Genomic DNA, 12,006 nt, shown 5'->3' on the forward strand with positions numbered 1-12,006 from the left:
CAACGATTTATGCTTTCTTTATGAAGTTTTGGACTATAACTTCCCCGGCCAGACACCCTCGCAGAACAACTTCGCACACGCCAGACTATTCTGATGACGCGTTTGCGGATCCCCTGGAGTTTGTGCCAGTTGCACCAGAATGCCGGTAAAACATTGTGCCAACAGCACGGCGGAAATATCGTCACGAAACAGCTTATCCTCCTGACTGACTGTAAGATTTTCAGCCATCAGATCACACAATAATCTTTGCGTTTCCTGTGCCTGAGGAGGTAACAAAAAGGCCTGTTGGGTGCGTGCATCATCTTCTGCAAAAAAGTTAAGCAATTTCCTAAAGCTTAACGCCATCCGGTCGAGCACCTGATTCTCCGCAACCTGTGGGGCAATTTGTAACGTGCGTACAAGCGTGGTCAGACGCTCGCGAAAAGCAATAACATCGGTATGGCTCATTTCTCTATCCCGGGTATTCCCCATTTCAGTGCGCTTCTAGTTTATTTGCGTAAATGTACTTTGCTACCTATTTGAATTCTATAAGTTAATGACCGTGGCTAACAATTGCACATCCCGGCACTCAGGCGTAAACCAGTAAGTAGCTCACGTAAGGCGATCGGGTCGGTCAAACCGTGCCTTGCGCGCAGCACCTGAAAAGATACCGAATACATAGAGGATAGTGGTATGTCTAAAAATGGAAAAGTGGCTTTAGTGACAGGTGGTGGTCAGGGGATTGGCCGGGCAATTGCGCTGCGTCTGGCGAAGGATGGTTTTGCCGTCGCTGTCGTGGATTATAACGCAGACACGGCGAATAAAGTCGCCGAGGAAATTAACCATGCTGGTGGCAAAGCGGTTGCCCTGCTTGCCGATGTGTCAGACCGCGAACAAGTTTTTGCTGCGGTTGAGGCTGCGACTAAACAACTTGGCGGATTCGACGTTATCGTCAATAACGCCGGTATTGCGCCGACAACCCTCATCGAAGACATCACGCCTGAAATTGTAGACAAAGTTTATAATATCAATGTGAAAGGTGTGATTTGGGGTATTCAGGCGGCGGTAAAAGCGTTCAAAGCTGCCGGGCATGGCGGTAAAATCGTCAATGCTTGCTCGCAGGCCGGACATGTAGGCAATCCTGAACTGGCGATTTACAGCTCGAGTAAATTTGCGGTACGTGGCCTGACGCAAACTGCTGCGCGCGATCTGGCATATCTGGGGATTACCGTGAATGCGTACTGTCCGGGGATCGTCAAAACACCGATGTGGGAAGAAATTGACCGTCAGGTTTCTGCTGCTGCAGGAAAACCGGCGGGTTATGGTACGCAGGAGTTTGCAAAAAACATCACGCTCAAACGTCTTTCAGAACCTGAAGATGTGGCTGCCTGTGTTTCTTATCTTGCAGGCCCGGATTCAGATTATATGACCGGTCAGTCACTGCTGATTGACGGCGGTATGGTCTTTAACTGATCCCCTTCCCGCCTGCCCAGCCTCTCATTTCGGGAGGCTTTTTTTTAAGCCTAACGCTTTCCTGACCACTACAAACCCGCTCAGAGTTGTGCCAGCGGAATGTAGTATTCGCAGGTCACGCCGTTCAGTGCGGATTCTCGTGAATACTTTTCAAGGTCGGGCTGCATGATGAACTCCAGACCCAGTGTCGGTAAAAATACCGAATACAGATACAGGATAAAATCATTCAACCGGCTGAGATCGTAAGGATAATTGATCTTCAGATAACGGCTGGCCGGAACCAGGATTGTGTGGCTGTCACTGAGTTTTACCTGATGCGCTACGGTGTATTCCATCTGCAGGGCATTGGCGACTTCGTCGTGAGTATCAGGGCGGCAATCTGAAAGTCCCCAAACTGGTGCCAGCAGGGATTCCGGCGTTTCCAGATAGCGCAATAATTCGGCACGATGAACGTGGTTTTTACTGTTGAACAAAGCCTCTATCGGATACGAATGGACGACGGTTTCCCCTTCGAACGCCATTTCTGGCAAATCGACAATCTCATATTTCGGTTGAGGAAACTCATCGACGGTCAGCGGTGCGGTGATCCCGTTCATTGTCCATGACGCATTACGGCGGTACATCCCCGGTGTTTCTGCAAAGTTCTTTTTAAATGAACGGGTGAATGTTTGCTGCGAGTCATAAGAGTAATACAACGAAATATCGAGGATCGGCATATTGGTAAGACGTAACGCGATCGCCGCCATGGTCAGACGGCGGTCACGGATGTATTTGCCCAGTGCGTAACCCGTTTTACTTTTAAACAAACGCTGAAGATACCACGGAGAATAGCCTGTTTTTTTCGAGGCTTTTTCCATGGTCAGACGGTCACTTAAGTTGACTTCGATCCAGTAGAGTAACTCTTTGATCAGGTCATCGTGAAAATCAGGTTTTTGTTCGCTCTGCAAAATGAACTCCCTGTGCTGCTATAAAGTTGCGCGGCTTAGTGCGCAACAGATTTTGAAAACACGTTCACTACGATGACGCCCGCGATGATTAGCCCCAGGCCAATAATCGCCGGCGTATCCAGCTTTTGTCCGTAACCAAACCAACCAATCGCAGAGACCAGAACAATACCGACGCCGGACCAGATGGCATAAGCAATACCGGTGGGCAGGGTTTTCAGAGTCAGAGATAATAAGAAGATGGCAATCGTATAGCCCAGCAATGTAACGACGCTTGGCCATAAACGGGTGAATCCTTCCGAGCTTTTCAGACTGCTGGTGGCGATGACTTCCGCCACAATAGCCAGTCCGAGAAGCAAATATGTTTTAAACATCTGTCGTTTCCTTACTGCAAGAGTTATGAGCATACAGCTCATTTTCAATGGCGCGGCCGAGGTTGTATTGCGCGCAGGTCGGGCTCAGTCCAAGAGTTTCAAGTCGCGACATGGCATCCATGCTGCTGCTCAGGCCAATCAGGCGCCAGGAAATATGCTCCGGCGATTCACCCTGCACAAACTCCCCTTTCTGTCTGCCAAAGCTGATGGCATCAGACACCAGCTGATGCCAGTCAGACACTGAAAGCGCAAATGCAGCTTTCATCAGCGGCTCCTGCTCGGTCAGCAACATGGCTTCATGCCACAGTGGGATCGCCATCAGAGATTCTTCGTCTTGCGGATCAACCAGCAACAGGTTCAGCCGTTCGCGAGCTGTCAGAGCCAGAGACTTTTCTTCCAGCTGGGTTTTGAGGATTTTCATCACCTGCGTATAGGCCTGAGCCCGCAGCTGAGCGGCGCTGGAAAAATGGTGATGAACCTGACCGGTTGCCGCACCGGCTTCTTGCGCGACACGACGAACGGTGGTCGCGGCCAGTCCTTCACGGCGGGCAATTCGCGCAGCAGCTTCCAGAATAGTATTGCGGCGGGCTTCTTTACACAGGTAGACCACTGAAAAATCCGAAGCAGAGTAGGCAGATGAGGATAATGCCAAGACTTGGACGGATGTTCAAGATTTTTTGAGAACGTTCATTCACCTGTGATTTTATATAGGTAAATGACTTGCAATCTCTGTGAAAATTGTACTCGCCGAAAATGACCGCAGCCTGACGTTTCAGGCCACTTACTGATCAGTACACACAAAACTCGACGCTGATCTGCTATCACCCTGCCCGTTATATTTCGGATACAACGGGTAATCACATAAGGGCATTTCACGTCCTGCCGTCGGTTTGTTGACATCAATCATAACTTGCTGACCGGGTGGGATCCCATGATCGACCCACTTATCCAGTGTGCCGAGTGAATCCCAGCTCGCACGAAAAGTTCCGCTGCTGTGGGTAAAGCCGGGTGCCAGGTAGAAGCGTGCAAACTGACGGAGCTCTTTCTCGCCGAATTCCGCTTTCAGTTTTTCGTAATACGCCACGGTATTCCCCGGTGGTACTGCCATGTCTGCGGTACCGTGCATCAGCAGCAACTTACCACCATGTTGCACAAAGGCGCGGAGGTTCGCATCGTCGTTATCGACCTGCGCAGCCAGCTCTTTGAGCCGCTGCTGATGTGCGGCCGGGTCGAATTTCAGAGAGTCGTAATCCGCATTACGCATGACTTCATAACGGACGGCCTGATCGCCCATCATATAAGGAAAGGAAATAATGATATTTGTAGCTTCGGGTTTCGGCTTGTCTGCGCCGGAGCCAAATACGCTGACCAGCGCGGAAGCGTCAGCACCGCGTAATATCGGCCAGGGCGCAAAGTGATCGCCGGTAGGCAGGTTTATGCCAAGTTGTACGGGCTTATTCAGCATGCCGACCATCGCTATTTGCGTGTCAGAAAGACAATTTGACCCGGTATCTTTGCCCTGCGGACAACGCAGATGCGCTATTTTAAATGTCGCACTACAGGCATCCGGATTGGCGACAACGCCGTCGGCCAGACCGTCCAGTTTATCGCAGGCACCGGTCACGGCGTTGGCAATCAGCGCGGCTTTTGCCGGTGAAATCCACGCACCCGGCGTGTTGTAAATAGCTTGCCCGATACGGATACCTGCCATGTGCAGTTCGACGACGTTGTATACCGGATGAATAGCGATCGCGCCGTCGTAGTCGAGCGGGAAGCGCTGAATTGCAGCAAGTGCTTCGTGTCCGCCCTGAGAATTGCCCTGAAAATACAGGCGCGAGGGTTTTTTACCGTAAGCCTGTGTGATGAGTGCGACCGCAACATCGTGGGTTTTCTTAATCTGAGCACCGGCAAAATTATCCCAGGATTCCTGGTTGAGAGCAAAAGACGCATCGGATACGCCGCCCTGATGCCCGGAATCGCTGCCAAAAGTCGCGTAACCTTGTTTCAGCGCGCCGGGTGTAGCGGCTGGCGCCAGCCGGGCTGTATCGGCATCCTTAACGGCACCGTCGAATCCGCTGCCGCCGAGCTGCAAGGCTTTACCATTCCATATGAGGGGCAGATAAAGCTGAAAATTAATATCAGGTGCTGTCACATCAATGGGTTTAATCAGTCCTTCGAGTTTGCAGTGCTGATTACCGGGATGACCGGCCATCGCAACATTGGTCACCAACGCGCCGCGGGTTGGTAAACCTATTTTGGCAGCATCGATGCGGGAATTTTTTAGGGCCACACATTGCGACTGGTTTATACCTGCCGGGGACGCTTCGGCTACATTTGCTGAGAACAAATTAGCGAAGAACAACGCAAAACAAAAAGTACAAAAACGCGCATTCATCAGACAGCTGTTATCCCATTGCGTAAAAGTGGCAGTTTGTCATTAAATGATCTGCGAAAACAGCCCTCCGTGCTGGAATTAGTCACTCACGACATTATGGATATGGCATACGCATCTCATCACGCAAACAAATGAACTCAGGTTTAATAGCCTCCTTATTTATGAGTAGAACGGGTTTTTATATTTTTACACCAGACCTTATGCAATTAAAATAATATCCCCATTGTGAGCTATCATTTTAATGAATGATATAAATGCCTGGGTGTTTGATATTGGCATGGTGAATGAAATAAATCTAATTTTTAATTTGTCTCTTATTGGTAATTAAAGGTATATTGCTGCCGCCTGCCTGGTTGCGGGTGCGATTAATATTAATCAACTTTTTTGAAAAGGAATTTACATGAAGTCTTTAGTCAAGTTGTTTGTCCTGGCTGCTGTGGTCTCTACGCTTTCTGGTTGTACAGGTAGCGTCTATAACAAAGAAAAAAACTGTGATTACATGTACTTACTTCACCCTGCTATTTCAATTTCTAAAATGATTGGTGGTTGCGGCCCGACTGAAAAATAATGTTATTTTCAGTGTAAAATATGCCGGGCGATGATGCCCGGCATTTATTTAATAACACGTCTGTTTCTTAATACTTTCTTAAAACGTCCAGCAGATACCGCTGGCACCCTCCTGCCTTTTAGAGCGTTGCCGATAATTTTCGTCAACAGTTATGTACTAACCTGCTTAACCAATAAGAGTTTCATAATAAATCACCTGTGTTTTAGATTAACAATCTAAATGTAGACCAGTCGTCTCCAGGCAAGTTAAAAGCATTCCATTTTGCTAAAGCTTATTTGTAGATTTCTCCACATCGCATTACTCTTCAATGAATCGCAGCAGGTCTTCATTAATCGTCCCGGCTTGGGTGATTGTCATCCCGTGGCCAAATCCCGCATAGACCTTGAGCTGCGCATCTTTGACAAGTTGCGCGGACAGAATGGCGGAGTCCGCCAGCGGAACGATCTGGTCGTCATCACCATGCATGATCAGGGTTGGCACATCGATTTTCTTAAGGTCATCAGTGAAATCAACCTCAGAGAACTGTTTGATACAGTCATATTGACCTTTGATCCCACCCCGCATGCCCTGAAGCCAGAAGCTTTCTCTCACACCCTCAGAAGGCGTCTCTGACGAACGGTTATAGTTGAAAAAAGGCGTGGTCAAATCCTTGTAGAACTGAGAGCGGTCTTTTTCGACCGCAGCACGGATGCCATCAAACACTTCCATAGGCAGACCGCCAGGATTTTTCTCACTTTGCAGCATAACCGGAGGGACTGCGCCGATAAGTACAGCTTTGCTGACGCGCGCCGAGCCATACGTACCGATATAGCGTGCGACTTCACCGCCACCGGTCGAATGTCCAACCAGAACAACGTCGTGGAGATCTAACTGCTCGATGAGTGATGATAAATCTTCAGCGTAGGTATCCATATCATTGCCGTCCCACGTCTGACTGGAGTTGCCATGGCTGCGGCGATCGTGAGCGATGACACGGAACCCCTGCTGACCGAAGAACAACATTTGCGCATCCCATGCATCACTTGATAATGGCCATCCGTGGGAGAAAATAATGGTTTGTCCCTTGCCAAAGTCTTTATATGCAATCTTAGAACCGTCTTTCACCTGAATAGTTTTCATCTCTTTATTCTCTTTTCTGTTGGCGACGCCTCATTGGCGGCGCATTTGATTTAAAAGTATTTTTCTTCGTATATTGATTTTTACACTGGGCAGTCATTGAAAGAATGACTGGCCTGGAAAGCATTTAACTGATGTTTACTGAGATAAGCTTTGTGCCGCTTTTTCGATCACCGCCGCAATTTTTTCCGGCTGTGATGCGTAAATGGCATGGTTGCCTTTCAATTCAGTAACGGTGCTGTGCGCGCGTTTGGCCATGAAGCGCTCCAGTTCTGGATTAATAGCACGATCCTGCGTCGCCACGACGGCCCAGCTAGGCTTCGTTTTCCATGCCGGAACGCCTGCCGGGGCAGCGAATGCCGCTACTGCAGGCATGAGTTGAGATTGCGCCAACAGATTTGTCTCTTTGACTGGCAAGTCAGCGGCAAAGTCCGCGTGGAAATTTTCCGGTTTGATATAAAGGAAGTGATCTGGCGTTTCAGTAATTGACTGAGCGGCTGGCGGATATTTTTTGGCCAGACTCAGCAATGAGTCACCTTGATCCGGCTGGAACGCTGCGATGTAAACCAGCCCCGCAACAGAGGGGTCATTTCCCGCGTCACTGATGATCATGCCGGCGTAGCTGTGGCCAACCAGCAATGATTTACCACTTTGTAACGCGAGAACGCGTCGGGTCGCCGCGACATCGTCAGCCAGCGAGGTTTGTGGCTCCTGAACAATCGACACTTTGTAGCCCGCTTTATTCAGAATGCGAGCCACCGGATCCCAACCTGAACCATCAACAAAAGCGCCATGTACCAGAACGATGTTTTTTACCGGCGCAGCCATTGAAGACTGAGCATAAACAGACAGAACCAGGCTTAAAGCCAGAGTAGTCAATGATTTTTTGAACATGATTAATTTCCTGTATTTTATATGGATTATTGAATTAGACCGGTCGTCTAACCATCTCTTAAATAAAAAATTACCCGTACCTGCTATTCAGGCCAACTCTGTGTGCTGTTCTTTATACCGGAACGGCTGTTGTGCTATGTCGTTTAGTTGCCGTGCCATGTGTGTAAGCTAACAGCTATTAGACCAGTCGTCTACATGTAATTAATAAAACTTTTCCATCTTTCATTCGCAAGTACCTTCTCATTGCGGTTACCTGCCACGATGAGATAACCCACTAATTTTGATGCTTGTTCAACTGCGTTTGTTCACGTTTCGATGATGCACTTAGTCGGCTTTCTTTGCCCAAACTGCATGAGTATTTGTGAATTCACGCATCCAAAGTGCGAGAGTTCGCGACAATACCCACTCTTTTTCACACAGCCATTGGCCCGATTCTATCTTGTAGATCCAGCGGATCGCCTACCTTCGACAGTCTGACGGCTGCGCTGAACCAGAGCGGCTGCTTTCAAAGCTTGTGTGACGCGAGCCCGCTGTTGTTTGAAGGGTAAATGGTTTAACCCATGTTTTTTAGTTACAACATTCTAATAATTTCAAACATCAATAACAGTGACTAATTCAACTTCATTTTAACATTCGGTCTGGCAGGGAATGAACACCAGCTCTTACCAATACGATCTCCGAAGACATGAAAAAGCGGTCGCAAAGCGACCGCCTGAGTTCTCAAAAAACGTCTTATCGTTTACGCCATATCGTCAACTGCGCGACGGTATGTTGGAATTTTCTTGCCGTTTCCCGGATAACAAATGGCACATCTTGTGGCTGCTGAATTTCCTCAAAATCACTGGCCAGAAGGCGGCGCAATGCCTGATGGGTGGTCACTGCTTCACCGTTCTCGCGGAACCCCCCTACCCAATTCTCTTTTGGGGTGAATTCTTCAAGCCAGGTATACGGCGATGACAACATCAGCAATCCGCCTGTACGAATCATTGGTGTGATGTCTTTCAGGAACCGCGCAGGTTCACGCAGACGGTCAATCAGGTTTGCCGCCAGAACCAAATCATACAATTCAGCCTGCGGTTTAAGATTGCACGCATCACCCTGCACAAAACTGACACGTTCTGTCTGCTGCGCATTGATCCCTACATCTGCCAGCGTCGCCTGACAATAATCGACCAGATCACCCTCTTCCGGGATCACATAACGACAAGCTTCGCCTCTCGCCAAAGCCAGAGCGACATCGATAAACCGCGCGGAATAATCCATGCCCACGACAGCATCAAAATGACGTGCAAGCTCGAAACTGGCGCGGCCGGTCGCACAGCCGATATCTAGCGCCCTGCCTTTCTGACTGACATTTTTTACAGCTATATCAACAAGTTGTTCGGCGTAATTTGGCACGTTAAAGTGGCGCGGACCGTACTGGAAATCCAGATACTGAGCCACCAAACCATCGGTTTCATACGGATTCACCGTGATCTGTTCCTGATGACTGGACACCACATAACGGAAACCTGCATGCTGGAAGAAGTGACGGCGGAACGCGTAACGGGAAGATTTCAATGCCTCGTTACCGGTCGAAATCCAGCTTCCACCTTTGATCATCGAGTGTTTACCATCAAAAGTCGGCGTCGAAAAATCGTCATATAACGGATGCACACGGAAACCATCAAACCCGCTGATGGGGGTTGATGCCCATTGCCAGACGTTCCCGACAATATCGTAAAAATCGCCCTGTGCGAAATGATCTACCGGACAAGAAGAAGCCCAACAGGCCAGATTGATGTTACCCGGCGCAGTCTGCCAGTCTGGCTGATCGCCAGGCACCTGATTACGTAAAATCATCCATTCTGCTTCGGTCGGCAACTGAACAGATTCACCGGTTTGTTTCGCTTTCCAGCGACAAAATGCCGCCGCTTCAAGCTGATTGACTTCTGCAGGCCAGTCCCACGGCATCGGCACTTCTTCAGTCATCAGACGTAATTTTAGTTGCTCAGGTTCACGCGGCGAACCGACCCAAAATGTCGGCATTTCTGCCTGCGCAAACTCACGCCATCCTGCACCTTCTTCATCCCACCACTCAGGATTCTGGTAGCCGCCCGCCTCGACGAAAGTATAGAATTCGGCGTTGCTCACCAGCATTTTACTGGCGCTAAATGCCTGAATTTTATGCTCTGACGTGCCGTATTCGTTGTCCCAGCCGTACGTGTCGTCCTGCTTACCTAGTGTGACAACGTCACCTTTAACGGCTACTGTTTCGTTTTCAGGCACCGTTTTCCGGTCATGTCTTGCCAGTTCACAGGCAGGCCAGTGTGCCTGAGGTTTGACCCATTCCACCGGTAACTGGCGGATCAGTACGCTGGACGTTTCAAGATGGATGCGTTCATGCTCGATACCCATCAGGATCACCCACGCCGGGCTGCTCCAGTCGATCGGTAAACTCAGCGGCATCGTATCGATAATAGCGAGGACTTCTTCGCGAACTTTGTTGCGATATGTCCGTAAATTGGCGACAGATGGCCAGTGATAGTTCTGATCGTCGAGATCGTCCCAACTCATTTCATCCACGCCAATCGCCAGCATTGCCTCGATGTGGGAATCAATACGCTCAGGAATTAAACCTGCCGCCATGAGCTTGTTGATATAAAAAGTGGCGGTATGACCAAAATAGAAAATCAGCGGATGGCGCAGGGAAATCGCTTTGTTGAAGTAAGCGCGTTCGTCCGCCAGACAATCGAACAGGCTTTCATACAGTTCCCAGGTCTGAATATAGTAATCACGTATTTCCTGACGTTTTTGTTCCGCCGTTCCTGTGCTTAGTAAAACTGTCTGCGTCGGTTCCGGCAAGCCGTTTGCGTTCTCTGGTTGTGAAAGCATCATTAATTCCTCTGTCCTCTGGCAACGCCAAATCAATACTCAAGTGTAGCAGCTGACATCAGCGGCTTATTTCCGGCGCGTGCGGGCCGGTCTGTTCGTCGTTAAATCAAAAAAAATTGCAGATATTTCTATTTCGAAAAAAAAGCCTATCTTTCCATATATAGCAGCGATATCGCCGGAACCTGCAGGCATTCACCCTCAAATTGATGACGCAAATCGAAGTAATCCGGCGCGCTGATAATGCCCTGAATATTGTCAGAAAATGCTTCCAGCGCCTTTTTCATTTGCGGCAGATAGTCGTGGGTATCGTAAACACGGTCGATACCTTCGAGCGAATGATTCATGATTTTACGGGCAACATCGTTAGGGACATTCAGGGAGGATAATTTGGATCTGGCTGTCCGGCGCAAATCCCGTGTTGCAAATGGCTCAATGCCCAGCCCTCTTTCTGCACGTAACATACGGCGGATTACCTGAGTGACGGCGCCCCGCGATAACGGTTTTTGTGCATCAAGCGGCGACGGAACCAGCCACGGACTATTTTTTGGACTGGCCGCCAACAATGCTTCCACACAGGTCACCATTAAAGATGTCAGGGGCAGGCTATGATCGCGGGCTGATTTATTACGCGTGCCCTGCCGCCAGACGCCAATTCGCAGGTGAAACTCCTCTTTTCTGGCACGTACGATTTCATCCGGACGCCTGGCAGTCAGTAAACAAAGGCGTAGCGCCCAGCGACATTGTTCCGAAATATCCCATAAATCAAGGCCATGCCAGAAAATCCAGATTTCAGCATCGGTTAATGCCCGCTCGCGGGGCGGCGTATTTCTTCCCCCGACGTCACGGCGTTTCATGGAACTCAAGGGCGAATGGCCGAGATATCCCTGCGTTTCCGCCCAGCCCAAAAATTGCTTACACAGGGCAAATACCCTTTTGGCTTCGGAAATTTTTCCGTCCGCTAACAACACATTGAATAAGCGATTCAGACGCAGGCGGGTAATTTTGTTGAGTGGCACATCGCCAATCACCGGCAGGACATGTTTCATTAAAGAGGACACGGCAATTTCCGGACGACGACGTGTCAGGATCAACGAAAGCCGGATCCAGACATTGATCACCTGCCCAACCGTCGCATTACCCTCTTCGTCAAAATCATCCAGCTTTGCGAGCGGCGTCATTTTCACATTCTGAAGATAGGCAAGCACATGCCGGCCAACATTCTCGGCAGCAAAATGTGTTTCGTTGATCGTTCCGGATACCGCGTTGCTCATCAGCCCTATTTCACCTGAAAAAATCACAGGGCGGTTTTATAACAAGTCATAGGATCTTAGGCAAAAGGTTTATGACTCCAGACCTATTAAGTCTGGAGTCACAATGACAATCTATAAA

General features: G+C 49.2%; 11 protein-coding genes. 2 read left to right on the forward strand and 9 right to left on the reverse strand.

Annotation, left to right across the window (positions count from 1 at the left end):
- Positions 1-33: 33 nt before the first annotated feature.
- Positions 34-447 (reverse strand): hypothetical protein, encoded by a 414-nt coding sequence (locus CKQ54_RS24015; protein WP_120163804.1) that lies wholly within the window; start codon positions 445-447, stop codon positions 34-36.
- Between the two features lie 225 nt (positions 448-672).
- On the opposite strand from CKQ54_RS24015, the gene CKQ54_RS24020 reads away from it, so the two are divergent.
- A complete protein-coding gene (locus tag CKQ54_RS24020; protein ID WP_120163805.1) occupies positions 673-1,452 on the forward strand; it encodes a (S)-acetoin forming diacetyl reductase in 780 nt (259 codons plus the stop codon).
- An 80-nt stretch (positions 1,453-1,532) separates the two neighbouring features.
- On the opposite strand, the gene CKQ54_RS24025 is transcribed toward CKQ54_RS24020, so the two are convergent.
- From CKQ54_RS24025 to CKQ54_RS24040, 4 genes are all read right to left on the reverse strand, one after another.
- Positions 1,533-2,399 carry a helix-turn-helix domain-containing protein gene (locus CKQ54_RS24025; RefSeq protein ID WP_120163806.1) on the reverse strand — a complete coding sequence of 289 codons (867 nt, stop codon included), beginning with the start codon at positions 2,397-2,399 and terminating at the stop codon, positions 1,533-1,535.
- 35 nt (positions 2,400-2,434) lie between these two features.
- Positions 2,435-2,770, reverse strand: coding sequence for an SMR family transporter (locus tag CKQ54_RS24030; protein ID WP_113878269.1), 336 nt, complete (start codon positions 2,768-2,770; stop codon positions 2,435-2,437).
- Entirely contained in the window at positions 2,763-3,380 is a 618-nt protein-coding gene (locus tag CKQ54_RS24035; protein ID WP_120163807.1) for a TetR family transcriptional regulator, read from the reverse strand. The genes CKQ54_RS24030 and CKQ54_RS24035 overlap by 8 nt, the downstream gene beginning before the upstream one ends.
- A 171-nt stretch (positions 3,381-3,551) precedes the next feature.
- Positions 3,552-5,060, reverse strand: coding sequence for a tannase/feruloyl esterase family alpha/beta hydrolase (locus tag CKQ54_RS24040; RefSeq protein WP_244220291.1), 1,509 nt, complete (start codon positions 5,058-5,060; stop codon positions 3,552-3,554).
- Between the two features lie 505 nt (positions 5,061-5,565).
- Between CKQ54_RS24040 and CKQ54_RS24045 the strand changes: the two genes are divergently transcribed.
- Positions 5,566-5,733 carry a YhfL family protein gene (locus tag CKQ54_RS24045; RefSeq protein ID WP_120163809.1) on the forward strand — a complete coding sequence of 56 codons (168 nt, stop codon included), beginning with the start codon at positions 5,566-5,568 and terminating at the stop codon, positions 5,731-5,733.
- 297 nt (positions 5,734-6,030) lie between these two features.
- On the opposite strand, the gene CKQ54_RS24050 is transcribed toward CKQ54_RS24045, so the two are convergent.
- The 4 genes from CKQ54_RS24050 to CKQ54_RS24065 form a co-directional block, all read right to left on the reverse strand.
- Complete coding sequence (locus CKQ54_RS24050) at positions 6,031-6,852, reverse strand: alpha/beta fold hydrolase (protein ID WP_120163810.1); 822 nt, start codon at positions 6,850-6,852, stop codon at positions 6,031-6,033.
- 135 nt (positions 6,853-6,987) lie between these two features.
- Positions 6,988-7,743, reverse strand: a complete 756-nt coding sequence (locus tag CKQ54_RS24055; protein WP_120163811.1) for an alpha/beta fold hydrolase — start codon at positions 7,741-7,743, stop codon at positions 6,988-6,990.
- 732 nt (positions 7,744-8,475) lie between these two features.
- Positions 8,476-10,617: a 5-histidylcysteine sulfoxide synthase gene (ovoA, locus tag CKQ54_RS24060; protein WP_120163812.1), complete on the reverse strand. Its 2,142-nt coding sequence runs from the start codon at positions 10,615-10,617 to the stop codon at positions 8,476-8,478.
- A 146-nt stretch (positions 10,618-10,763) separates the two neighbouring features.
- Positions 10,764-11,888 carry a tyrosine-type recombinase/integrase gene (locus tag CKQ54_RS24065; protein WP_120163813.1) on the reverse strand — a complete coding sequence of 375 codons (1,125 nt, stop codon included), beginning with the start codon at positions 11,886-11,888 and terminating at the stop codon, positions 10,764-10,766.
- Positions 11,889-12,006: the final 118 nt, after the last annotated feature.

Source organism: Rahnella variigena (assembly GCF_003610915.1).
Classification (GTDB): Bacteria; Pseudomonadota; Gammaproteobacteria; order Enterobacterales; family Enterobacteriaceae; genus Rahnella; species Rahnella variigena.

Excerpts from the sequence above, each read along its gene's own strand:
- CKQ54_RS24015 (WP_120163804.1), bottom strand. The coding sequence starts at position 447 with ATGAGCCATACCGATGTTATTGCTTTTCGCGAGCGTCTGACCACGCTT.
- CKQ54_RS24020 (WP_120163805.1), top strand. The coding sequence starts at position 673 with ATGTCTAAAAATGGAAAAGTGGCTTTAGTGACAGGTGGTGGTCAGGGG.
- CKQ54_RS24030 (WP_113878269.1), bottom strand. The coding sequence starts at position 2,770 with ATGTTTAAAACATATTTGCTTCTCGGACTGGCTATTGTGGCGGAAGTC.
- CKQ54_RS24045 (WP_120163809.1), top strand. The coding sequence starts at position 5,566 with ATGAAGTCTTTAGTCAAGTTGTTTGTCCTGGCTGCTGTGGTCTCTACG.
- CKQ54_RS24050 (WP_120163810.1), bottom strand. The coding sequence starts at position 6,852 with ATGAAAACTATTCAGGTGAAAGACGGTTCTAAGATTGCATATAAAGAC.
- CKQ54_RS24055 (WP_120163811.1), bottom strand. The coding sequence starts at position 7,743 with ATGTTCAAAAAATCATTGACTACTCTGGCTTTAAGCCTGGTTCTGTCT.
- ovoA (WP_120163812.1), bottom strand. The coding sequence starts at position 10,617 with ATGCTTTCACAACCAGAGAACGCAAACGGCTTGCCGGAACCGACGCAG.
- CKQ54_RS24065 (WP_120163813.1), bottom strand. The coding sequence starts at position 11,888 with ATGAGCAACGCGGTATCCGGAACGATCAACGAAACACATTTTGCTGCC.